This is a genomic window from Pseudomonas putida, assembly GCF_005080685.1.
GTDB classification, from domain to species: domain Bacteria; phylum Pseudomonadota; class Gammaproteobacteria; order Pseudomonadales; family Pseudomonadaceae; genus Aquipseudomonas; species Aquipseudomonas putida_V.
The window spans coordinates 636,474-658,167 of record NZ_CP039371.1 but is presented as its reverse complement, the minus strand read 5'-3'; the positions used below and the strand labels follow the sequence as shown (position 1 = coordinate 658,167).

22 protein-coding genes, 1 pseudogene and 1 riboswitch are annotated in these 21,694 nt (G+C 66.2%); of the genes and pseudogenes, 10 read left to right on the top strand and 13 right to left on the bottom strand.

Annotated elements, in window-relative coordinates:
* Window positions 1-294: 294 nt before the first annotated feature.
* From E6B08_RS03195 to E6B08_RS03185, 3 genes are all read left to right on the top strand, one after another.
* Window positions 295-987, top strand: a complete 693-nt coding sequence (locus E6B08_RS03195; protein WP_136912717.1) for a response regulator transcription factor — start codon at window positions 295-297, stop codon at window positions 985-987.
* A complete protein-coding gene (locus tag E6B08_RS03190; protein WP_136912716.1) occupies window positions 987-2,333 on the top strand; it encodes a sensor histidine kinase in 1,347 nt (448 codons plus the stop codon). The genes E6B08_RS03195 and E6B08_RS03190 overlap by 1 nt, the downstream gene beginning before the upstream one ends.
* A gap of 94 nt (window positions 2,334-2,427) precedes the next feature.
* On the top strand, window positions 2,428-3,348 hold the full coding sequence (locus E6B08_RS03185; protein WP_136912715.1) for an alpha/beta hydrolase: 921 nt from the start codon (window positions 2,428-2,430) through the stop codon (window positions 3,346-3,348).
* On the opposite strand, the gene E6B08_RS03180 is transcribed toward E6B08_RS03185, so the two are convergent.
* Both E6B08_RS03180 and E6B08_RS03175 read right to left on the bottom strand, forming a co-directional pair.
* On the bottom strand, window positions 3,339-4,361 hold the full coding sequence (locus tag E6B08_RS03180; protein ID WP_136912714.1) for a zeta toxin family protein: 1,023 nt from the start codon (window positions 4,359-4,361) through the stop codon (window positions 3,339-3,341). The two genes, E6B08_RS03185 and E6B08_RS03180, sit on opposite strands and share 10 nt — an antisense overlap.
* A gap of 87 nt (window positions 4,362-4,448) precedes the next feature.
* Window positions 4,449-5,654: an RtcB family protein gene (locus tag E6B08_RS03175; RefSeq protein ID WP_136912713.1), complete on the bottom strand. Its 1,206-nt coding sequence runs from the start codon at window positions 5,652-5,654 to the stop codon at window positions 4,449-4,451.
* A 90-nt stretch (window positions 5,655-5,744) separates the two neighbouring features.
* Window positions 5,745-5,886: riboswitch (FMN riboswitch) on the top strand.
* A 79-nt stretch (window positions 5,887-5,965) separates the two neighbouring features.
* On the opposite strand from E6B08_RS03175, the gene ribB reads away from it, so the two are divergent.
* From ribB to E6B08_RS03150, 5 genes are all read left to right on the top strand, one after another.
* Window positions 5,966-6,616 (top strand): 3,4-dihydroxy-2-butanone-4-phosphate synthase, encoded by a 651-nt coding sequence (gene ribB, locus E6B08_RS03170; protein WP_136912712.1) that lies wholly within the window; start codon window positions 5,966-5,968, stop codon window positions 6,614-6,616.
* 457 nt (window positions 6,617-7,073) lie between these two features.
* Entirely contained in the window at window positions 7,074-7,316 is a 243-nt protein-coding gene (locus E6B08_RS03165) for an exodeoxyribonuclease VII small subunit (protein WP_008092375.1), read from the top strand.
* Window positions 7,313-8,200, top strand: a complete 888-nt coding sequence (gene ispA / locus E6B08_RS03160) for a (2E,6E)-farnesyl diphosphate synthase (protein ID WP_136912711.1) — start codon at window positions 7,313-7,315, stop codon at window positions 8,198-8,200. Before E6B08_RS03165 ends, ispA begins: the two co-directional genes overlap by 4 nt.
* Window positions 8,201-8,309: 109 nt before the next feature.
* Window positions 8,310-10,205, top strand: coding sequence for a 1-deoxy-D-xylulose-5-phosphate synthase (gene dxs / locus E6B08_RS03155; protein ID WP_136912710.1), 1,896 nt, complete (start codon window positions 8,310-8,312; stop codon window positions 10,203-10,205).
* A gap of 106 nt (window positions 10,206-10,311) precedes the next feature.
* The gene (locus E6B08_RS03150; protein WP_136912709.1) at window positions 10,312-12,183 is read left to right on the top strand and encodes a TonB-dependent receptor domain-containing protein; all 1,872 of its coding nucleotides are present in this window, start codon (window positions 10,312-10,314) and stop codon (window positions 12,181-12,183) included.
* Here E6B08_RS03150 and E6B08_RS03145 read toward each other — a convergent pair.
* The 11 genes and pseudogenes from E6B08_RS03145 to nrdR all read right to left on the bottom strand — a co-directional run bounded on the left by E6B08_RS03145 (window position 12,161) and on the right by nrdR (window position 20,448).
* A pseudogene (locus E6B08_RS03145) lies at window positions 12,161-12,969 on the bottom strand (cobalamin-binding protein). The gene E6B08_RS03150 and the pseudogene E6B08_RS03145 overlap by 23 nt on opposite strands.
* Before the next feature lie 13 nt (window positions 12,970-12,982).
* Window positions 12,983-13,600 (bottom strand): GTP cyclohydrolase II, encoded by a 618-nt coding sequence (gene ribA, locus E6B08_RS03140; RefSeq protein WP_136912708.1) that lies wholly within the window; start codon window positions 13,598-13,600, stop codon window positions 12,983-12,985.
* A 128-nt stretch (window positions 13,601-13,728) separates the two neighbouring features.
* Window positions 13,729-14,472, bottom strand: coding sequence for a substrate-binding periplasmic protein (locus E6B08_RS03135; RefSeq protein ID WP_136912707.1), 744 nt, complete (start codon window positions 14,470-14,472; stop codon window positions 13,729-13,731).
* Between the two features lie 16 nt (window positions 14,473-14,488).
* Window positions 14,489-14,992 (bottom strand): phosphatidylglycerophosphatase A, encoded by a 504-nt coding sequence (locus E6B08_RS03130; protein ID WP_136912706.1) that lies wholly within the window; start codon window positions 14,990-14,992, stop codon window positions 14,489-14,491.
* The gene (gene thiL / locus E6B08_RS03125) at window positions 14,989-15,951 is read right to left on the bottom strand and encodes a thiamine-phosphate kinase (protein WP_136912705.1); all 963 of its coding nucleotides are present in this window, start codon (window positions 15,949-15,951) and stop codon (window positions 14,989-14,991) included. The genes E6B08_RS03130 and thiL overlap by 4 nt, the downstream gene beginning before the upstream one ends.
* 18 nt (window positions 15,952-15,969) lie before the next feature.
* Window positions 15,970-16,470, bottom strand: a complete 501-nt coding sequence (gene nusB / locus E6B08_RS03120) for a transcription antitermination factor NusB (RefSeq protein WP_136912704.1) — start codon at window positions 16,468-16,470, stop codon at window positions 15,970-15,972.
* Window positions 16,467-16,943, bottom strand: a complete 477-nt coding sequence (gene ribE, locus E6B08_RS03115; RefSeq protein ID WP_133330105.1) for a 6,7-dimethyl-8-ribityllumazine synthase — start codon at window positions 16,941-16,943, stop codon at window positions 16,467-16,469. Before ribE ends, nusB begins: the two co-directional genes overlap by 4 nt.
* A gap of 92 nt (window positions 16,944-17,035) precedes the next feature.
* Entirely contained in the window at window positions 17,036-18,127 is a 1,092-nt protein-coding gene (gene ribBA / locus E6B08_RS03110) for a bifunctional 3,4-dihydroxy-2-butanone-4-phosphate synthase/GTP cyclohydrolase II (protein WP_136912703.1), read from the bottom strand.
* Between the two features lie 17 nt (window positions 18,128-18,144).
* On the bottom strand, window positions 18,145-18,810 hold the full coding sequence (locus E6B08_RS03105; protein ID WP_003255399.1) for a riboflavin synthase: 666 nt from the start codon (window positions 18,808-18,810) through the stop codon (window positions 18,145-18,147).
* A gap of 40 nt (window positions 18,811-18,850) precedes the next feature.
* Window positions 18,851-19,981: a bifunctional diaminohydroxyphosphoribosylaminopyrimidine deaminase/5-amino-6-(5-phosphoribosylamino)uracil reductase RibD gene (gene ribD, locus E6B08_RS03100; RefSeq protein ID WP_136912702.1), complete on the bottom strand. Its 1,131-nt coding sequence runs from the start codon at window positions 19,979-19,981 to the stop codon at window positions 18,851-18,853.
* 2 nt (window positions 19,982-19,983) lie between these two features.
* Window positions 19,984-20,448 (bottom strand): transcriptional regulator NrdR, encoded by a 465-nt coding sequence (nrdR, locus tag E6B08_RS03095; RefSeq protein ID WP_192938612.1) that lies wholly within the window; start codon window positions 20,446-20,448, stop codon window positions 19,984-19,986.
* A 105-nt stretch (window positions 20,449-20,553) separates the two neighbouring features.
* Here nrdR and E6B08_RS03090 point away from each other — a divergent pair, with 105 nt between their 5' ends.
* Entirely contained in the window at window positions 20,554-21,006 is a 453-nt protein-coding gene (locus E6B08_RS03090) for a YbaY family lipoprotein (protein ID WP_136912700.1), read from the top strand.
* On the top strand, window positions 21,006-21,665 hold the full coding sequence (locus tag E6B08_RS03085; RefSeq protein WP_136912699.1) for a class I SAM-dependent methyltransferase: 660 nt from the start codon (window positions 21,006-21,008) through the stop codon (window positions 21,663-21,665). The genes E6B08_RS03090 and E6B08_RS03085 overlap by 1 nt, the downstream gene beginning before the upstream one ends.
* Window positions 21,666-21,694: the final 29 nt, after the last annotated feature.

Sequence of the window (21,694 nt, the reverse complement as noted above, 5' to 3'; positions counted from 1 at the left end):
GAGGGGCTCGAACCCCTTTCTTGCGGGCAGCCGCCTCCCGCGACATGGTCGATACAGACGATGGGCAAGGAGAAGGGACCAGTGGCCTCAGCCACCTAAATGACAGTCAATCGCAAACGAAACCAGTTGCTTTTTGCGAACGATACCCGAGGGCAAGCAGGGGTGCAGCAGGATTAACCTTCTTAACACATGCCCGCGCAGGGTCGGGTCCGAGCAGTCCACGCGCGAGGATTGCCCTTGGGCGGCTCACAATGGGATGATGTAACTGATACAAATTCTCATTCAAGGTTCATCGTGCCCACATCTCTGCTGCTTGCCGAAGACGACCCGCGCCTGCGCCAGGACCTCGAACGCCATTTCCTCAGCCGCGATTTCCAGGTTCACGCCTGCGCCAGCGGCACCCAGGCCATGGCCGCGATCCAGCGTTCGCGCTTCGACCTGGTACTGCTGGATATCATGCTGCCCGGTATCGATGGCCTCAGCCTGCTTGACGAACTGCGTCGCCAGCAGGCCGTGCCGGTGATGCTGATGTCGGCGCTGGGTGCCGAGCAGGACCGCATCAGCGGCTTCACCCGCGGGGCGGACGACTACCTGCCCAAGCCGTTCAGCCTGGCGGAGCTGGATGCCAGGGTCGATGCGCTGTTGCGGCGGGTGGCCTTCGACCGTGGCACAGTCGTGCACAGCGGAGCCGGAAAGCTGCTGCTCGACCAGGACCGCCAGGATGTCGTTCACCACGGCAAGGCCGCTGGCCTCACGGCGTCGGAATTTCGCTTGCTGGCCACGCTTTGCGCTCACCCCGGCGAAGCCCAGAGCAAGGCCTTCCTGTATCAAACGGTGCTGCACCGGGCCTACACCCGACTGGATCGCGGCCTCGACGTGCACGTCTGCAACCTGCGCCGCAAGCTTGCCGATATCGATGCGCAGCACCTGCAGATCCAGGCCGTGCGTGGCCAGGGCTACATCCTGGTCGACACGGAGCAACCCTGATGCGCCGCCACCCCCTGCTGTGGAAACTGGCCATGCTGCAGGTCGGCTTCTGCCTGCTGCTGACCTGGCTGATCTGGACCTGGGGGCTGTCGGTCGAGCGCAAGAGCTATTTCCTCTCCCAGGCCGACCAGGACTACCTCGCACGCTATGCCCAGCAAGCCGAACAGGCCTGGAATCAGGGCGGCGCGGCGGGCGCCGAGGCCTTTCGCAGAAGCCTGGAGCAGGCCGAGGACACCTGGGCGGTAGTGCTCGGGCCATACTTGCAAAGCCTCGGCACCACGCCACTGAGCGCCGAGGAAGCCGGCCACCTGACGTTCATGCGCAAGCTCAACTGGCCGATGAGCCGCCGCCTGCGCGACGAACTGCCCTACGTCAGCATCGAGTTCCCTGATCACCCCGAGCAAGGCCGGCTGGTGATGCAACTGCCCGAACGCCTGCTGCCCACCGGCCTGACGCCCTGGACCCACGTCATCACCCACGGCGTCGCCCCGACCCTGCTCGCGCTGCTGCTGGGCCTGGCGTTGTATCGCCATCTCGTGGTGCCACTGAACCGCCTGCGCGATCGCGCCGACGCCCTGCGCGCCGACGATCTGGACAACCCAAGCCTGCTCCTGCAGGAACGCCGCGATGAACTGGGCGAACTGGCGCTAGCCTTCGAGCACATGGCCGGGCGCCTGCGCCAGAGCCTCGAGCAGCAACGCCTTTTACTGCGCACGCTGTCCCATGAACTGCGCACGCCGCTGGCGCGGTTGCGCATCGCCCATGACAGCGACCTGCCACCCGTGCAATTGCGCGAGCGCCTGGACCGCGAGGTCAACGACATGCAGAAGCTGCTCGAGGACACCCTGGACCTTGCCTGGATGGACACCGAGCAACCGCGGCTGACCACCGAACCGGTGCTGATGGTGTCGGTATGGGAGGCGCTGTGTCAGGACATCTGCTTCGAAAGCGGCTGGGACCGTGCACGCCTGCCCTGCTCGCTCGGCACCGACTGCGTCGTGCAGGTGCATCTGGACAGCCTGGCCCAGGCCATGGAAAACCTCATGCGCAATGCCATCCGCCACTCTCCGGAGCAGGGCCGGGTGCGCCTCGACGGCTGGCGTGAAGGCGACTGCTGGCACCTGCGCCTGAGCGACCAGGGCCCCGGCGTGCCGCAAGCGGACCTCGAACGCATCTTCAAGCCGTATCAGCGTCTTGCCGACAGCGGCGCAGGCTTCGGCCTGGGCCTGGCGATCGCCCGACGCGCCATCGAACTGCAAGGCGGCCGGCTATGGGCCAGTAACGCTCATCCCGGCCTTTGCCTGCATGTGCTGTTGCCCATGGGCGAGGAATGTTTAGAAAGTTAATGCGCTTTACCGCCAATCGATAGTGAATATCATCCAGGGTTTCGCCCACGGCGTGCATGCCTGCGCCTTTCCCGGACGCCCGATGAGATTCCCGATGAGCAAGCTGACCCTGTCCCTCGCCCTGGCACTGGCCCTTGCCGCCCCGGTCGCCCTGGCCCAGCCCGAACGCAACCAGAAGATGGACACCAGCCTGTTGCAACGTCAGGACCTGGCCTACCGCTTCAGTCACCTCGACCTCGACTCGGTCGACGGCCAGCGCCATTACCGCCTGTGGATCGGCAAGCCCGACCGCCCCGCCCCCGCCGCCGGTTACCCGGTACTGTGGATGCTCGACGGCAATGCCGCGATCGGTGCGCTGGATGCCGGCCTGCTGAACACGCTCGCCGCAGGCCAGGCGCCGCTGTTGGTGGCAGTGGGTTACCAGACCGATCAACGCATCGAGCGCGCCGGCCGGACCTACGACTACACCCCGGCGCTGCCGGGGCAGGCGCAGCAGCTCGACCCGTTGACCGGCCAGCCGAGCGGCGGCGTCGAGGTGTTTTTCGAGTTGCTGCGCCAGCGCATGCGGCCGATGGTCGCCAGCGTGGCGCCGATCGATCCGGCCCGCCAGACCCTCTGGGGCCATTCCTATGGTGGCCTGGCGGTCTTGCATGCGCTGTTCGCCCACCCAGACGAGTTCAGCGACTACGCCGCCGCCAGCCCGTCATTGTGGTGGCACGACGGCGCCATCGTGCACGAGGCCGAGGGCTTGCAACAACGCCTGGGGGACAGCCGTGCGCACCTGCTGCTGATGCGCGGCGCAGCCGAGCCGGCGCGCCCGGGCAAGCCGTCCAAGGGTGACGAAGAAGGGCCTGCACGCAGGCTCGCAGCGCAGCTGGGCAAGGTCCAGGGGCTAGAGGTACGCTTCGAGCGCTTCGACGGCCTTGGCCATGGCCCCATGTTGCCCGCCTCGCTGCGCCGAGTGATCGAGTCGATGTCCGATCACCAGCACGCCCGGTCTGTGCCTCAAGGGTAGATGTACTTGAGCACATACAGGCTCAGTTCGCGAAATGCCTCGACGGGAATGTTCGGCATTTGCACCTGTGCGCGCTGCAAGGTCGAGCAGCAGGCCTGAACCATGCGCTGGCGGGTCTCCTTGGCGATCATGCCGGCATGCACCACCTGTGCGTACTGCACATAGGAACACGGGAAGTCGGCCTCAGCGTTACGGACGATCTGGAATGTCCGATCCATCTGCGGGACGCGGGCGAATGGCTTGCCATTGTAGTCAGAATGCGCCACCAGATTTGTCGGCGCATCACATTGGCTGTGGCACAGCACCTGGCTTTCCATGTCGGTCTCGAAGCCTCGATGGTGCAAGGTGATCGACGAACCCGGCACCTTCGTGCAGGCGTTTTCGAAGGCATCGAGGATCGCCCGGGCATTGCCGTGCGATTCCTCGATCTTGGTCAGCGACAGGAAGCGATCGAGCTCTCCGTTGGCCACGCTTTTTACGCCCCGATCCAAGGTCGCCCAATGGCTGAACTCCTTTTTGCAGGCGATCATATGGACCTCGAACTGGTATCCCGCCTCAACGGCAATGGGTGGGAATTGGGCGAAGGCGGCTTTGTCGAGTGCGGTTTCCATGATGATGTTGTAGCGATTGTCGATGGCATAGGTCATCAGTTTCTTACCAAGCGCCCAGATGAAGTCCTCGGTGTACTTGTAGATATCCAGCACGCTTTCTTGGCTCATTTGCGCATAGGCAGGGTGCAACTGCCGGTACGACGGCAGATAAAGGCGTACGTAGTTTGCAAAGCGGCCGCTGGGAAGCAACGTGTTTTCCAGGAGGTAGGTCTTGCCCGCACCTTGGGCTCCCGCCAGGATGAGAATCTTCGGACTGGACGGGGCGTTCAGGTCGTCCGCGTCGCGAGTCTTGTCGAACACGGTGACGGCAAGCGTCTCGAATGCCGCGTCGACATCGGATTCGGTATGCGCGTAAAGCAGCGCCGTAGGGTCGGTCTTGGGTTTAACTTCGGAGTTGGTCAAGGGTGTGATCCTGATAGCTGCCCAATATGGGCGGGGCCTCACTCTAGGGCAGCGTACAGAACCGATGATGGTAGATAGCTGCTACCCTCACCCCTTCACGCAGACCACCTGGCGCAGGGTGTGCACGACTTCCACCAGCTCGCGCTGGGCCTGCATCACGGCGTCGATATCCTTATAGGCCATGGGGATCTCGTCGATGACGTCCTTGTCCTTGCGGCATTCGACATGGGCGGTGGCGCGCCGCTGGTCGGCAGTGTTGAATACCCGCTTGGCCTGGGTGCGGCTCATCACCCGCCCGGCGCCGTGGCTGCACGAGCAGAACGACTCGGGGTTGCCCAGGCCTCGCACGATGAAGCTCTTGGCGCCCATGGAGCCGGGGATGATGCCCAGTTGACCCCGCTGCGCGGAGACAGCGCCCTTGCGCGTGACCAGCACCTCGCGGCCGAAGTGCTGCTCCTTCTGCACGTAGTTGTGGTGGCAATCGACCGCCTCAAGGCTCGCCTCGAACGGCTTGCCAAGGGCCTTGCGGGTCGCGGCCACTACCGCCTGCATCATCAGCTCGCGGTTGTGCCGGGCAAAATCCTGCGCCCATTCAACCGCCTCGACGTAGTCGGCGAAATGGCGGCTGCCTTCCTCGAAGTAGGCCAGGTCCTTGTCCGGCAAGTTGGCCAGGTGCTGGCGCATGTCGGCCTGGGCCAGTTCGATGAACAGGTTGCCGATGGCGTTGCCGACCCCACGCGAGCCGCTGTGCAGCATGAACCAGACGCGGTCGGCCTCGTCCAGGCAGACCTCGATGAAATGGTTGCCGCCGCCGAGCGTGCCAAGGTGATGTCGGTTGTTGGTCTTTTCCAGCCGTGGGTACTTGTCGGTGATCGCCTTGAAGCGACCGGCCAGGGCGCGCCAGCGCGCATCGGCATGGCCCGGCACCTGGTCCCAGGCGCCCTGGTCGTGGCGGCCGAAGGTCTTGCCGTGGGGCACGGCTTTTTCGATGGCCGTGCGCAGGCCATGCAGGTTGTCCGGCAGGTCGCGGGCATGCAGCGAGGTGCGCGCGGCGATCATGCCGCAGCCGATGTCCACGCCCACCGCTGCCGGAATGATCGCGCCCACGGTGGGGATCACGCTGCCGATGGTCGAGCCCTTGCCCAGGTGCACATCGGGCATCACTGCCAGATGCTTGAAGATGAACGGCATCTTCGCGGTATGGGTGAGTTGGCGGCGGGCGTCGTCTTCGACCGGCACGCCGTCGGTCCACAGCTTGACCGGCTTGCCGCCGGTGATTTGCAGAATGTCCATGGCTGCTCCAATGAGGCCCTGCGGGCATGATACCGCCAAAGGTCGTACGCCAGCGGCTTGCCATACCGGTGGCGCAGTGCGGTATGCTTGCCGGGTCTTCAGGGCGGGGTGAAAGTCCCCACCGGCGGTAAATCGAAAGATGAGCCCGCGAGCGCCCCGGCCATGCCGGGGGTCAGCAGATCTGGTGAGATTCCAGGGCCGACGGTCATAGTCCGGATGAAAGAAGGCGTCAGCCAAGGGCCATTCGGGCGCCCTTGCGCGCGCATTTTGTTCGCCCCGAGACGTTCATCGACCTTTACGAGGAGCGTTTCATGTCTTCCAAGCTGTCCCAGCAATACCCCAACGTCACCGCCGCCATCGCCGCCTTCCAGGCCGGGCGCCCCGTGCTGCTGCTCGACGACGACGATCGCGAGGACGAAGCCGACATCGTCGCCGCCGCTGAAAACCTCTCGCTGCAGACCATGGCCATGATGATCCGCGATTGCAGCGGCATCGTCTGCCTGTGCCTGGACGAAGCCACCGTCGACGCCTTGCAGCTGGCGCCGATGGTGCAGAACAACCAGGCCCGCCACGGCACCGGCTTCACGGTCACCATCGAAGCGGCCGAGGGGGTCAGTACCGGCGTTTCGGCGCAGGACCGCATCACCACCATCGAAGCCGCCCTGCGCTCGACCGCGCAGCAGCGCCATATCGTCAGCCCAGGGCATGTGTTCCCGCTGCGCGCCCGCGACGGCGGCGTGCTGGCCCGCCGCGGCCATACCGAAGGGTCGGTGGACCTGGCGCGCCTGGCCGGCCTGCGCCCGGCTGCCGTGCTCTGCGAGCTGATGAACCCCGATGGCAGCATGGCCCGGGGCGAGCAGGTCGCGGTGTATGCGCGCCAGTACAACCTGCCGGTGCTGACCATCGAGGAACTGGCCCGCTATCGCGAGGCGCTGGTGGGGCTGGAGGTGGAGATCGCTTGATGGCGGGTGGGTGTTCGCCTTTGTAGGTGCGGCGCCGCGGATATCGAGCGCCGCCCGCGCGGCGCATCGCGACGCAAGGCCGCTCCCACATTTGCTGCAACGTGCCACTGTCTGTCAGGCCATGGTTGTTCGCCTTTGGCGCACCGCGGAAGACCGTGGTGGCCCTGGCGCCAACACAAATAGCGCGCCGGGCCCACCAGGCTGACAATCATGGCCTATCAGACATAATTGGCCCGAAACAGATGTGGGAGCGGCCTTGCGTCGCGATGCGCCGCGCGGGCGGCGCTCGATGTATGCGGCACCGCACGACTCAAGCGCACGCTTCGCGCACGCGGCGCTCGATACATGCACCACCGCCAAACCCCAGCCAAGCCCCTGCAACCCCCACACAAGTTTGCTCCCCCCGCCCCTCTCTGCTAGTGTCGCGCCGTTCTGACCAGCCACCGAGACAGTCGCCATGGCCCGCAAAAAAGCCTCCATCGATTTCGAACAATCCCTCGCTGACCTGCAAGCCCTGGTCGAGCGCCTGGAGAACGGCGAACTGTCGCTGGAAGACTCGCTGGCCGCGTTCGAACAAGGCATCGCCCTGACCCGCGATTGCCAGGGCGCCCTGGCCCAGGCCGAGCAGAAAGTGCAGATTCTCCTGGAACGCGACGGCGAGCTGGCCGCCCAGCCCTTCGACGCGGAGCCAGAGGCATGATCACCCGCTACCAGGCCAGCAGCCAGGCACGGGTCGACGCCGCCCTCGAACCGCTGTTCCAGGCGCCGTCCAAGGAGCTCGAGCGGCTCTATGCGGCCATGCGCTACAGCGTGATGAACGGCGGCAAGCGGGTCCGTCCGTTGCTCGCCTATGCCGCCTGCGAAGCCCTCGGCGCCCCCGCCGAACACGCCAACGGCGCCGCCTGCGCGGTCGAGCTGATCCACGCCTACTCGCTGGTGCACGACGACCTGCCGGCGATGGACGACGACGACCTGCGTCGCGGCCAGCCGACCACCCACAAGGCATTCGACGAAGCCTGCGCCATCCTTGCCGGCGACGGCCTGCAGAGCCTGGCCTTCAGTGCCCTGCTCGACCCACGCCTGAGCCCCCAGGCCGACACCATCCGCCTGGCCATGGTGCAGACCCTGGCCCAGGCAGCAGGCCCCGCTGGCATGGTCGGCGGTCAGGCTATCGACCTGGGCTCGGTCGGCATCAAGCTGGACCAGAAAGCCCTGGAATACATGCACCGGCACAAGACCGGCGCGCTGATCGAGGCCAGCGTGCGCCTCGGCGCCCTGGCCAGCGCCCGCGCTGAACAGGCCCAGCTCGACGCCCTGCAGACCTACGCCCAGGCCATCGGCCTGGCCTTCCAGGTGCAAGACGACATCCTCGACGTGGAAAGCGACACCGCCACCCTGGGCAAGCGCCAGGGTGCCGACATCGCCCGCGACAAACCGACCTATCCTGCCCTGCTCGGCCTCGAAGCGGCCAAGGCCTATGCGATCGAACTGCGCGAGCAGGCGCTGGTCGCACTGGAAGGGTTCGGCGAAAACGCAGAGCCTCTGCGAGCGCTGGCGCGCTACATCGTCGAACGCCGCCACTGATTGACCGGGCTGCTTTGCAGCCCTTGGCGGGCCAGCCCGCTCCCACAGGGGCAGCTTTTCCCACAATGGGGTAAACTGCCGCGTCTTCATATCTATAACGACTCGCCTGATGCCCACGACGTTTCAAGAGATCCCCCGCGAACGCCCGGTCACGCCGTTGCTCGACCGCGCTGACACGCCTGCCGGCCTGCGCCGGCTGGCCGAAGCCGACCTGGAGACCCTGGCCGACGAGTTGCGCCAGGAGTTGCTCTACACCGTGGGTCAGACCGGTGGGCATTTCGGCGCAGGCCTTGGCGTCATCGAACTGACGATCGCCCTGCACTACGTCTTCGACACCCCGGATGACCGCCTGGTGTGGGACGTCGGCCACCAGGCCTACCCGCACAAGATCCTCACCGGCCGGCGCAACCGCATGCTGACCCTGCGCCAGAAGGACGGCATCGCCGCCTTCCCACGCCGCAGCGAGAGCGAGTACGACACCTTCGGCGTCGGTCACTCCAGCACCTCGATCAGCGCCGCCCTGGGCATGGCCATCGCCGCCCGCCTGCAAAACGATCCGCGCAAGGCCATCGCTGTGATCGGCGACGGCGCGCTGACCGCGGGCATGGCCTTCGAGGCGCTGAACCACGCCCAGGAAGTGGACGCCAACATGCTGGTGATCCTCAACGACAACGACATGTCGATTTCGCGCAATGTCGGTGGCCTGTCCAACTACCTGGCCAAGATCCTCTCCAGCCGCACCTACGCCAGCATGCGCGAAGGCAGCAAGAAAGTGCTGTCGCGCCTGCCGGGTGCCTGGGAAATCGCCCGTCGCACCGAGGAATACGCCAAGGGCATGCTGGTGCCCGGCACCTTGTTCGAGGAACTGGGCTGGAACTACATCGGCCCGATCGACGGCCATGACCTGCCGACCATGATCGCCACCCTGCGCAACATGCGCGACCTCAAAGGGCCGCAGTTCCTGCATGTGGTGACCAAGAAGGGCAAGGGCTTCGCCCCGGCCGAGATCGACCCGATCGGCTACCACGCCATCACCAAGCTCGAGCCTGCCGACAAGCCCGCCGCGCCGAAGAAGCCCAGTGGTCCGAAGTACTCCTCGGTGTTCGGCCAGTGGTTGTGCGACATGGCCGCAGCCGACAACCGCCTGGTCGGCATCACCCCGGCGATGAAGGAAGGCTCCGACCTGGTGGCCTTCAGCGAACGCTTCCCGGAGCGCTACTTCGACGTGGCGATCGCCGAGCAGCACGCGGTCACCCTCGCCGCCGGCATGGCCTGCGAAGGCGCCAAGCCGGTGGTGGCGATCTACTCGACCTTCCTCCAGCGCGCCTACGACCAGTTGATCCACGACGTGGCGGTGCAGAACCTCGACGTGCTGTTCGCCATCGACCGCGCCGGCCTGGTCGGCGAGGACGGCCCGACCCACGCCGGCAGTTACGACCTGTCGTACCTGCGCTGCATCCCCGGCATGCTGGTGATGACGCCGAGCGACGAGAACGAACTGCGCAAGATGCTCAGCACCGGCCACCTGTACAACGGCCCGGCAGCCGTGCGCTACCCACGCGGCACCGGCCCCAACGCGCCGATCAGCGGCGACCTGGAACCGCTGGAAATCGGCAAGGGCGTGGTTCGGCGCAAGGGCCAGAAAGTCGCATTGCTGGTGTTCGGCGTGCAGCTGGCCGAAGCCCTGCAGGTTGCCGAGCAGATCGACGCCACCGTGGTCGACATGCGCTTCGTCAAGCCGCTGGATGAAGCCCTGGTGCTCGAACTGGCCGGCAGCCATGAACTGCTGGTGACCATCGAGGAAAATGCCATCATGGGTGGCGCCGGTGCTGCCGTGGGTGAGTTCCTGGCCCGTGAGGCGGTGGTCAAGCCACTGTTGCACCTGGGGCTGCCGGACATCTACGTGGAGCATGCAAAGCCTGCGCAGATGCTCGCCGAATGTGGCCTGGATGTGGCTGGCATCGAAGCCTCGGTGAAGGCCCGGATGGCCAAGTTGGGCCTGTAGGGCCCCTTCGCGGGACAAGCCCGCTCCCACAGGGATCCCACAGATTTCAAGACTTGTGGCGTGCCTGTGGGAGCGGGCTTGTCCCGCGAATACGTTGGAACCGCCAATGAAAAAATCTGCCTGTGCCGCTTTACTCTGCGCCCCCACATTCCTGCTGGCCGCAGAACGCGACGACGCGCTGAAACTCCCCGACGTACTCATCAGCGCCAACCGCCAGATCGAATCACGCACCGCCACCAGTGCCGCCAACACCGTCTTCACCCGTACCGACATCGACCGCCTGCAGCCCAGCAGCGTCACCGACCTGCTCACCCGCGTACCCGGCGTGCAGGTGGCGCCGACCGGTGGTCGCGGCAGCCTGCCGGGGATCTTCATCCGTGGCACCAAGGCGGCCCAGAGCCTGGTACTGGTGGACGGCGTGCGCATCGCGAACGCCACCTCCGGCGACAGCGGCCTGCAGTTTCTCGATGTCGACCAGATCGAGCGTGTCGAGGTGCTGCGTGGCTCGCGCTCGGCGCTGTACGGCAGCGATGCCATCGGCGGGGTGATCCAGATCTTCACCCGTCGCGCCAGCGGCCCCGGCCTGCAACCACGGCTGCGCCTGGCCGCCGGCAGCAACCACACCTGGCAACGTAGCCTGGGCCTGTCCGGCAACGACGGCGCCACGCGCTTCAACCTCGGTGCCAGCATGGACGAAACCGCCGGCATCGACGCCACCGGCCCCTCGTTCGCCAGCGACAACGACCACGACGCCTACCGCAACCAGTCGCTCAACCTGAGCCTCAGCCACACCTTCGGCGAGCGCTTCGAGGCAGGCCTGAACCTGCTCGACAGCCGGGGGCGCAGCGAGTACGACAATCCGTTCGGCCGCTTCGACCCGATCACGTTCGAAAGCTTCGGACAAAAGCCCTACACCGACTTCAGCGTCAGCAGCCTGGGCAGTTACATCGACGCCCAGTTGACCGAGACCTGGCACTCGCGCCTGGAAGCCGCCCACAGCGAAAATCGCGATGACAAACGCGACAAGCTCAGCGACGAACGTTTCGTGTTCAACACCTACCGCGACCAGGTCACCTGGCAGAACGACCTGGCGCTGGCCGAGCGGCACAACCTGCTGGTCGGCGGCGATTGGTACGAGGATCGCGTGCATGCCAGCACCGACTTCACCGAGGACAGCCGCTGGAACCGCGCCGCCTTCATCCAGCACCGCTACAGCGGAGAACGTTTCTCGACCGAGCTGGGTGTGCGCCGCGACCAGAACCAGCAGTTCGGCGGCAAGACCACCTGGAGCGGCAGCTTCACCCTGCCGCTCGACGCCCGCAACGATGTGCTGCTGTCGTACAGCGAGGGCTTTCGGGCACCGACCTTCAACGACCTGTACTACCCGCAGTTCAGCAACCCGGACCTCAAGCCGGAACGCTCCAAGAGCTATGAACTGCAATGGCGCAGCCAACTGACCGACGACAGCCGCCTGGAAACCTCGCTGTACCGCACCGACCTGCGCGATGCGATCATCTTCGGCCAGGATTCGATCCCACGTAACGTCGCCTCGGCCCGCATCAATGGCCTGGAACTGGCCCTCGACCAACAGTGGGGCGCCTGGCGCAGCCAGCTCGGCCTGGCCCTGATCGACCCACGCGACCGCGACAGCGGCCACACCCTCGCCCGCCGTGCCCGACGCACCCTCAGCGTCGATCTCGACCGCCAGGTCGGGCGCTTCCAGGTCGGGGCCAGTTGGCAGGCCGTGAGCGCCAGCTTCGACGACGAAGCCAACCGCAACCGCCTGGGCGGCTACGGCCTGCTGGGCCTGCGCGGTGGCTGGGCGGCAACCGATGAGCTCAAGCTGGAGCTGAAGCTGGATAACCTGCTGGACAAAGGCTACAGCCGCGCGCTGTACAGCTACGACGGCGCCAGCTATGGCTACCGCGAGGAAGGCCGCACTGCACTGCTGAGCCTCACCTGGACACCGGCGCTGTAGCGGCGAGCGAGGCGCACAGCCGGGCGGTCGCCTCGATCATCTGCCCGCTGGGGCGCTCGATCCCCTTGTCCGGCACCACCAGCAGGCGTCCGCCGGCCACTGCGTCGATGGCCGGCCAGGCTTTCCAGCTTTGCAGTTGCGCCGCATCACCCGCCAGGATGACCTGGGGATTGCGCAGCAACACCGATTCCACGCTCACCTGCGGCGCAGGCGGGGTCAGGTCGTCGAAGACATTGCGCGCACCGCACACGGCCAAGGCGTCGCTCACCACCTGCTGACCGCCAAGCGTATAAAGCGGTCGATCCCAGACCTGATAGAACACCCGAAGCGGTTGCTCGCGATGGTACTGGTCGCGCAACTGGCGCAAGCGCGCACGCAACGCGCCGGCATACGCCTGGCCCCGTTCGGCCAGGCCCAGGCGTTGGGCAAGGGTTTCGATCTGCTCGATCAACTGCGCGAGCGTGTGCGGCTCGGCGCTGTAGGTGGCGATACCCAGGCGCGAGAGTTGCTCGCGCTGGGCCGGGCGATGCTGCCCGGCCACAGCAGCAAGAGGTCGGGTCGCAGGCTCACCAGGCGTTCGAGGTCGAGTTGGCCCTGCCGGCCCACCGAGGGCAATGCCCGCAGGGCCGCAGGCCGGTCACCGCCATCGAGCACGCCGACCAGCAGGCCGTCGGCCTGCAGTTCGAGCATGATTTCGGTCATCGATGGCGCCAGGCTGATCACCCGCAGTGGCTCGGCCCGCGCGGAACAGGCCAGCACGGCCAGCAGGCAGAACAGCAGGCGCATCGGCGCGGCCTGGTCAGGCCTGGGGCACTTCGCCCTGGTGCTTGCTGCCCATCATGTGGCCGAGCTTGTCAGCCTTGGTAGCCAGATACAGGCGGTTGTGCGGGTTGTGCCCGGTGTGCAACGGCACGCGCTCGGCGACCGTGATGTGCATGTCGGTCAGCGCCTTGACCTTGCGCGGGTTGTTGGTCATCAGGCGCAGGGCCTTGACGCCCAGGTGTTCGAGCATTGGCAGGCACATGGCGTAGTCACGCTGGTCGGCAGCGAAGCCCAGGCGTTCGTTGGCCTCGACGGTGTCGGCGCCGCCATCTTGCAGTTCGTAGGCGCGGATCTTGTTCAGCAGGCCGATGCCACGGCCTTCCTGACGCAGGTACAGCAGCACGCCACGGCCTTCGCGGGCGATGGCCTGCAGCGCGGCTTCCAATTGCGAACCGCAGTCGCAACGCTGGCTGAACAGGGCATCGCCAGTCAGGCACTCGGAGTGCAGGCGCCCCAGTACCGGCTCGCCATCGGCGATATCACCCAGGCTCAGCACCACGTGCTCGCGGCCAGTGGCTTCGTCAAGAAAGCCATGCATGGTGAAAGTCGCAAAAGGGGTCGGAAGCTTAGAGGCGGCAACAAAGACGACGGGCACGTTGTGCTCCTGGATTAAGTAGGACATTTCTCAGGTAGCGATTGTATCAGCAGGTTGGCACGTATGGGCTCGCTGAATACCGTCGCTTAAGATCGAAAAGTTCGATGCTTATGGTGCCCGCCCAAGCTTTATTGCGGCTTGCTGTCGGGGCTGAACGGATATGGCTGCTTCCAGTGCTGGAAAATCGGCTTCAACTCGCCGCTGCGTACCAGTTCTGCCATGCGCTTGTCGAACAGCTCGCGCAAGGCCTTGGCCTGCTCGCTGCGGGCAAACGCCAGGTACAGCGGCAGCTCGGCGATGTGCGTGCGGTGAAAGCGCTCAGGCTGCGAGGCCTGGCCGAGCACGTAATCGACCTCGGTCTGCGCATCGATGTAGAAGTCCACCCGGTCGTGCTCGAGCATTGGCAGGATGCCTTCGCGGCGCTGGATCTCACGGAAGTTGCGCACGTTGGGCAGGTAGCTGCCATAGTCGTAGCCGCGCACCCAGGCCAGACGATACTGCCCGACGGTCTGCAGGGTCGGCACCGGCTTGCCGGCCAGGCCCAGGGCGTAGATGTGGTCCATATCGAAGTGCCAGCGCGGATACAGGTTGTCGTCGTTCTCCTCCTTGTACGAACCGACCCAGGCATCGGCTTCGCCACGCTTGACCAGCCCGATCGCTCGGCTGTACGGCGCGCTCTGGGTCACGACCTTGACCCCGGCCGGCTCGAACACCTTGCGCAGCACGTCCCAGGCCACTCCGCTGCCATCGGCGTTGGTGTAGTCGAGCCACTCCTCGCTGACCAGGTGCACCTGCTTGGGCAGGCCACCGGCGGCGGCCACCCAGGGAGCCAGGCTCAGCATCATCGCCAGCAACACAGTCCTCATGACCATCGCCCCACTCCCTGTATCAGCCCACCGCCCAGACCAGGACCTGCATGCCCAGCCAGGCGAACACACCGGCCAGGATATCATCAAGCATGATGCCCACGCCGCCATGCACGTGACGGTCGATCCAGCGAATCGGCCACGGCTTGAGGATGTCGAAGAAACGGAACATCAGGAACCCCGCCAGCAGCCACTGCCAACCATCGGGCACCAGCCACAGGGTGATCCACATGCCGACCATTTCGTCCCAGACGATGCCTTCGTGATCGTGCACGCGCAAGTCGGTGGCCACCTTGCCGCACAGCCAGAAGCCGAACAGCATGGTGATGCCCAGCAGCAGCCAGTAGCCCCAGTCCGGCAGCATCTGCCAGAGCGGAATGAACGGCAGGGCGACCAGCGAGCCCCAGGTACCCGGGGCCTTGGGCAGGGTGCCGGAGCCGAAGCCGAAGGCGATGAAATGCCACGGGTTGCGCCAGACCGAAGGCGGCACGAACTCCGCGGGCACCTGATTCGGGTGGTCGGTCACGGTGTCTCCCTAAAATGTTGATAGCCCCGCTGCTGCGGGGTGATGTCCTTGCCCTGCCGGTCGCGCAGGCTCACGCCCTGGCCTTCGAGCACCCGCCCGATGACATGGACGTCGGCCTGCGCCTGCAGGGATGAAAGTTGCCCGGGCGGCAGGGTGAACACCAGTACATAGTCGTCGCCGCCAGCCACTGCGGCCTGCAAGGCGCCCTGCGCACCGAGAAAGCCCTGCAAGGCGGATGACACCGGCACCTGATGCAGGTTCACTTCAAGCGCCACGCCGGACGCCTTGGCGATATGCCCGCAGTCGGCCAGCAGGCCGTCGGAGATGTCCAGCGCCGCCGTGGCGCGGCCGCGCAGCAGCTGGCCGAGGGCGAACTGCGGCGAAGGTGACCAGTAGTGATCGAGCAAAGGTTGCGCCAGCACGCTGGGCGCCTCGCGCTCGCCCAATACCAAGGGCAAGGCACCGGCGGCATTGCCCAGCTCGCCGCCCACGCACAACAGGTCGCCAGGCCTTGCGCCACTGCGGCGCAAGGCCTGGCCGGCCGGGACACGGCCGAACACGGTGACGGTGATGCTCAGCGGGCCACGGGTGGTGTCGCCGCCGACCAGGCTCAGGCCGCATTGCCGGGCCATGCGGTCGAGGCCCCCGGCATAGGCGCGCAACCAGTCCTCGCCGACTTGCGGCAGGGTCAGGGCAAGGGTGAAGGCAATCGGCGTCGCGCCCATGGCTGCCAGGTCGCTGGCGGCAACGGCCAAGGAGCGCTGGCCGAGCAGGCCAGGGTCGCAGATCTGGGGAAAATGCACGCCGGCAACCAGGGTGTCGGTTGACACCGCCAGTTGCTCGCCGGGAGGCAGGCCCAGCAGGGCGCAGTCGTCGCCGATACCTAGCGCCACGCCTTCGCCGCCCTGCGCGCATTGCGCGGCGGCGAAATAGTGGTTGATCAGCTCGAACTCACCCATGGCCAGGCAGCGCTGGAATCAGCGCTTGGCCGCCTTGACTTCCGCATCGCGCAGGATCGGCGCGAGCTTGTCCAGCACGCCGTTGACGAACTTGTGCCCGTCGGTGGCGCCAAACACCTTGGCCAGCTCCACGCCTTCGTTGATCACCACGCGGTACGGTACGTCGACACGCTTGATGAACTCCCAGGTGGACAGGCGCAGCACGGCCAGTTCGACCGGATCGAGCTCTTCCAGTGCGATGGTCATGCAAGGCGCCAGGGCCTTGTCGATTTCGCCTTTGATCGCCGGAACCCCGTGCAGGATTTCGCGGAAATAGGCACCGTCGACATCGGTGAAATCGTTATCGACCCGGAACTGCGCTTCGACCTCGTTCAGCGAATGCTGAGCCATGTGCCACTGGTAGAGCGCCTGGGTCGCGAGCTTGCGGGCTTCACGGCGCTTGGCGCTCTTCGAGGGCTTGCCGGCATCCGCGGGTTTTGGATCGCGCGGGTTGAAACGATCGCTTTCGTCGCTAATCACTTGGCCTCCAACTGCGCCAGCAGGCTGACCATTTCCAGTGCGGACAGGGCAGCTTCAGCACCTTTGTTGCCGGCCTTGGTGCCGGAACGCTCGATGGCCTGTTCGATGGAGTCGACGGTCAGGACACCGAAGGCCACCGGCACACCGAACTCCATGGACACCTGGGCCAGGCCCTTGGTGCATTCGCCCGCCACGTATTCGAAGTGCGGGGTACCGCCACGGATCACGGCGCCCAGGGCGATGATCGCGTCGTATTCGCTTTGCTGGGCGACCTTCTGTGCCACCAGCGGGATTTCGAAGGCGCCCGGGGCACGGATGATGGTGATGTCGCTTTCGCTGACGCCGTGGCGTACCAGGGCATCAACGGCACCGCTCACCAGGCTTTCGACGACGAAGCTGTTGAAGCGGCCAACCACCAAAGCATAGCGACCTTTGGGGGCGATGAAGGTACCTTCGATGGTCTTCAGGGTCATTCCGATAATCTCATGTTCAAGAGCGAGGCCGCGCGCTGGCGGCCTCGACAGGGGTCTGGACTCGAGCTGCAGGGCGTCAATGCCGCCTCAAGTCACTCGGAGGGCACGTATTCTACAACTTCCAGATCGAATCCGGATATCGCATTGAACTTCATCGGCGAACTCATCAGGCGCATCTTGCGCACGCCGAGGTCGCGCAGGATCTGCGAACCGGCACCGACGGTGCTGTAGGTGGTCGGCGCCTTGGTCGGCGCATCGCCCGCGCTTTCGCGGATGTGTGCCAGCAGCACGTCGCCGTCCAGCGGGTGGCCCAGCAGCAGCACCACGCCGCTACCGGCCTCGGCCACCGCGGCCATGGCCGCACGCAGGCTCCAGCGGCCCGGTTGCTTGACCAGCAGCAGGTCGCGCAGCGGGTCCATGTTGTGCACTCGCACCAGGGTCGGCTGTTCGGCGCAGATGGTGCCCAGGGTCAGGGCCATGTGCACGTCGCCTTCCACCGCGTCACGGTAGGTGACCAGGTTGAATTCGCCCAGCTCGCTCTCGATCGGCTGCTCGGAGACGCGCTGCACGGTGCGCTCGTGGATCATGCGGTAGTGGATCAGGTCGGCGATGGTGCCGATCTTCAGCCCGTGCTCGGCGGCGAACACTTCCAGTTCGGCGCGACGCGACATGGTGCCGTCGTCGTTCATCACTTCGCAGATCACGCCGCTCGGCTCGAAGCCGGCCATGCGCGCCAGGTCGCAGGCGGCCTCGGTGTGGCCAGCGCGGGCCAGGGTACCGCCAGGCTGGGCCATCAGCGGGAAGATGTGACCCGGGCTGACGATGTCCTCGGCCTTGGCGTCCTTGGCCGCTGCGGCCTGCACGGTGCGGGCGCGGTCGGCGGCGGAGATGCCGGTGGTGACGCCTTCGGCGGCCTCGATCGACACGGTGAACTTGGTGCCGAAGCCGGAGCCGTTGCGCGGCGCCATCAGCGGCAGCTTGAGCGTTTCGCAGCGCTCACGGGTCATCGGCATGCAGATCAGGCCACGGGCGTGCTTGGCCATGAAGTTGATGTGCTCGGGCAGGCAGCACTCGGCCGCCATGATGATGTCGCCTTCGTTCTCACGGTCTTCGTCATCCATCAGGATGACCATTTTGCCCTGGCGGATGTCTTCGACCAGTTCTTCGATGCTGTTGAGCGCCACTGGCACCCCCTTCTCAATCAGGATTTCAAGAAGCCGTTGGCGGCCAGGAAGCTTTCGGTAATGCCACTGCCCTTGCTCGGCTCGGCCGCCTTGTCACCCAGCAGCAGACGCTCCAGGTAACGGGCCAGCAGGTCGACCTCAAGGTTCACCCGACGCCCTGCGCGGTAGTCGGCCATGATGGTTTCGGACAGGGTGTGCGGGACAATGGTCAGCTCGAACTCGGCGCCATTGACCTCATTGACCGTCAGGCTGGTGCCGTCGACGGTGATCGAACCCTTGTGGGCGATGTACTTGGCCAGCTCCTTCGGCGCACGCACGCGGAACTGGATGGCGCGTGCGTTATCGCTGCGCGAGATGATTTCGCCGACACCGTCGACGTGACCGCTGACCAGGTGGCCACCCAGGCGGGTGGTGGGGGTCAGGGCCTTTTCCAGGTTGACCTTGCTGCCGCTCTTGAGGTCGATGAAGGCGGTGCGCTTGAGGGTCTCGACGCTGACGTCGGCCCAGAAGCCATCGCCTGGCAGTTCGACGGCGGTCAGGCACACGCCGTTGACCGCGATGCTGTCGCCGAGCTTGACGTCACCCAGGTCGAGCTTGCCGGTCTCGACGTAGACGCGCACGTCGCCGCCCTTGGGGGTCAGGCTGCGGATGGTGCCGATGGATTCGATGATGCCGGTGAACATGGTGCTTCCTCAGGAACGGTTGCGCGGGGCAAGCCCGGCATTATACGCCGGGCGCTGGCAGCGGGATGGCCGTGACCCGCCAGTCATCGCCCACTGCGCGCATTTCGATGATTTTCAGCCGGGGCGCCTCGCTCATCTGGCTCAGCGGCCAATCCAGCAGCGGCCGGGCTTGGGAGCCGAGGAAGGTGCCGGCGACGAACAGCTGGTATTCGTCGATCAACCCCTGCCGGGCGAAGGCGCCGACCAGGCCGGCGCCCGCCTCGAGCAGGATGTCGTTGACGCCACGGGCGGCCAGGGCGCGCAGCAACGCGGGCAGGTCGACCTGGCCATCGCCGCCGGGCAGGCTGAGCAGTTCGTGGCCGGCCTCGGCATACCGCGCGTCCGGCGCCTGGGCGGTGACCACCAGGGCCGGGCCGGCCTGGAAGAACGGCGCATCGAGCGGCAGGCGCAGGCGGCCATCGACCAGCACGCGCAGTGGCGTGCGGCTCAGTGCCAGCGCGGTGGTTTCGGCATCCAGGCCAAGCTCGGCGCCACGCACGGTCATCCGCGCGTTGTCGGCCAGCACGCTGGCGGCGCTGGTCAGCACCACGCTGGCGCGGGCGCGCAGGCGTTGCACCGCCGAGCGGGCAGCCGGGCCGGTGATCCACTGGCTTTCGCCGCTGGCCATGGCGGTGCGGCCGTCCAGGCTCATCGCCAGCTTGGCGCGCACGAACGGCAGCCCATGCTCCATGCGTTTGAGAAAGCCAGGGTTGAGCGCCCGGGCGTCGGCCTCGAGCACACCGCTGGCGACCTCGATACCCGCCTCGGCCAGGCGTCGCAGGCCAGTGCCTGCCACCTGCGGGTTGGGGTCCTGCATGGCCGCCACCACCCGCGCCACGCCGGCCTTGACCAGCGCCTCGGCGCACGGCGGGGTGCGACCATGGTGGCTGCACGGCTCGAGGGTGACGTAGGCGCAGGCACCGCGTGCGCGCTCACCCGCCTGGCGCAGGGCATGCACCTCGGCATGCGGCTCGCCGGCGCGCACGTGCCAGCCCTCGCCGACCACCTCGCCGTCGCGCACGATCACGCAGCCTACGCGGGGGTTGGGTTGGGTGGTGTAGACACCCTTGCGCGCCAGCTCCAGTGCGCGGGCCATGTAGTGGGCGTCGAGGATCGCGGTCTGGCTGGGCATGCTCACTCTTTGGCCGGCTCGCGGGCCAGACGGTCGATTTCTTCGCGGAATTCGTCGAGGTCGCGGAAGCTGCGGTACACCGAGGCGAAGCGGATATAGGCGACTTCGTCGAGCTTGCGCAGCTCGGCCATGACCATCTCGCCTACCACCAGCGACTTGACCTCGCGCTCGCCGGTGGCGCGCAGGCGGCTCTTGATGTGCGCCAGCGCCGCCTCCAGGCGTTCGACGCTGACCGGGCGCTTTTCCAGGGCCCGCTGCATCCCGGCGCGCAGCTTCTCTTCATCGAAGGGCTGGCGCGTGCCGTCCTGCTTGATCAGCCGGGGCAGCACCAGCTCGGCGGTTTCGAAGGTGGTGAAGCGCTCGCCGCAGGCGACGCATTCGCGGCGGCGGCGCACTTGTTCGCCTTCGGCGACCAGGCGCGAATCGATGACCTTGGTGTCGTTGGCACCGCAAAATGGACAGTGCATGGTGGCAGGCAACAAAAAAAGGGAGGGCCATGGTAGCGCATTGCACTGGCAAGACAAGACAAAGGGTTTACCATCCAGATAAATCTGCCCATGAAGGATGACCCCATGCAGCTTCGCGCGCTCGTCGTGCTGTGCCTTTCCGGCCTCCTCGCCGCCTGCGGCAGCGACCAGCCAAAGCCCGACCAGGCCCCGGCGCCCACCCCCGCCAAGGTGGCGAAAAAAGCCGACCCTTTGGGCCCGCTGCCCGCCTACCAGCGCGAACTGAGCGGCACCTTGCTGGAGATCCCGGCCGGCGCCGACGTCGAATTGGCCCTGCTGGTGATCGACGAGCGCGACCGCCCGCAGCGCCTGCTGGCCAGCAGCAACCTGACCGGTACCGGCCAGGCCCTGCCCTATCACCTGCGCTTCAATCCCGAGGCCTTCCCGGCCGGGGCCCGTGTCGAACTGCGCGGTCGCGCCAGCCGCTCTGGCCAGTTGATCCTGCATTTGCCACCGCTGCGCATCACCCAGGCCCAGACCCAGGCCACTGGCCCGCTGCGTTTCGAGAAAGCCCCATAATGGTCCCAAGCGCCCTGCAACAGGCCCTCACCGGCCTGATCGGCGAAGCGCGCCTGGTGGTCAGTGAGCTACCCGCGAGCCCGTTGAAACTGTGGTTGATCGACGACCAGAACATGGACCGCGCCTTCAGCAGCGAAGAAACCCGACGCATCCTCGAAGAGCCGCCCTACTGGTGCTTCTGCTGGGCCAGCGGCCTGGCCATGGCGCGCTACCTGGCCGAGCATCCGCACTGGGTGCAGGGCAAGCGCGTGCTGGACTTCGGCGCCGGCTCCGGCATTGCCGGCATCGCCGCCGCCCGCGCTGGTGCCCTCGAAGTGGTGGCCTGCGACCTCGATCCCTTGGCCCTGCAGGCCTGCCAGGCGAATGCCGCGCTCAATGGCGTGACCCTTGGCTATAGCAGCGATTTCTTCAGCGAAGCCGACCGCTTCGACCTGATCCTGGTGGCCGACGTGCTCTACGATCGCGCCAACCTGCCGCTGCTCGATGCCTTCCTCGGCCGTGGCCGGCAGGCACTGGTGGCGGACTCACGGGTACGCGACTTCAGCCATCCGCTGTACCGGCAACTGGGTACGCTCGATGCCCTGACCCTGCCGGACCTCGCCGAACCGCACGAATTCCGCAGGGTCAGCCTGTACCACGCCAGCCGCGAGCCTTTATAGTGGTGCCATTCACGGATTTGCGAGAGTCA

Excerpts from the sequence above, each read along its gene's own strand:
- ispA (WP_136912711.1), top strand. The coding sequence starts at position 7,313 with ATGATCACCCGCTACCAGGCCAGCAGCCAGGCACGGGTCGACGCCGCC.
- thiL (WP_136912705.1), bottom strand. The coding sequence starts at position 15,951 with ATGGGTGAGTTCGAGCTGATCAACCACTATTTCGCCGCCGCGCAATGC.
- ribB (WP_136912712.1), top strand. The coding sequence starts at position 5,966 with ATGTCTTCCAAGCTGTCCCAGCAATACCCCAACGTCACCGCCGCCATC.
- E6B08_RS03150 (WP_136912709.1), top strand. The coding sequence starts at position 10,312 with ATGAAAAAATCTGCCTGTGCCGCTTTACTCTGCGCCCCCACATTCCTG.
- E6B08_RS03190 (WP_136912716.1), top strand. The coding sequence starts at position 987 with ATGCGCCGCCACCCCCTGCTGTGGAAACTGGCCATGCTGCAGGTCGGC.
- E6B08_RS03085 (WP_136912699.1), top strand. The coding sequence starts at position 21,006 with ATGGTCCCAAGCGCCCTGCAACAGGCCCTCACCGGCCTGATCGGCGAA.
- E6B08_RS03175 (WP_136912713.1), bottom strand. The coding sequence starts at position 5,654 with ATGGACATTCTGCAAATCACCGGCGGCAAGCCGGTCAAGCTGTGGACC.
- ribE (WP_133330105.1), bottom strand. The coding sequence starts at position 16,943 with ATGACCCTGAAGACCATCGAAGGTACCTTCATCGCCCCCAAAGGTCGC.
- E6B08_RS03090 (WP_136912700.1), top strand. The coding sequence starts at position 20,554 with ATGCAGCTTCGCGCGCTCGTCGTGCTGTGCCTTTCCGGCCTCCTCGCC.
- nrdR (WP_192938612.1), bottom strand. The coding sequence starts at position 20,448 with ATGCACTGTCCATTTTGCGGTGCCAACGACACCAAGGTCATCGATTCG.
- E6B08_RS03185 (WP_136912715.1), top strand. The coding sequence starts at position 2,428 with ATGAGCAAGCTGACCCTGTCCCTCGCCCTGGCACTGGCCCTTGCCGCC.
- E6B08_RS03105 (WP_003255399.1), bottom strand. The coding sequence starts at position 18,810 with ATGTTCACCGGCATCATCGAATCCATCGGCACCATCCGCAGCCTGACC.
- dxs (WP_136912710.1), top strand. The coding sequence starts at position 8,310 with ATGCCCACGACGTTTCAAGAGATCCCCCGCGAACGCCCGGTCACGCCG.
- E6B08_RS03135 (WP_136912707.1), bottom strand. The coding sequence starts at position 14,472 with ATGGTCATGAGGACTGTGTTGCTGGCGATGATGCTGAGCCTGGCTCCC.
- ribD (WP_136912702.1), bottom strand. The coding sequence starts at position 19,981 with ATGCCCAGCCAGACCGCGATCCTCGACGCCCACTACATGGCCCGCGCA.
- E6B08_RS03165 (WP_008092375.1), top strand. The coding sequence starts at position 7,074 with ATGGCCCGCAAAAAAGCCTCCATCGATTTCGAACAATCCCTCGCTGAC.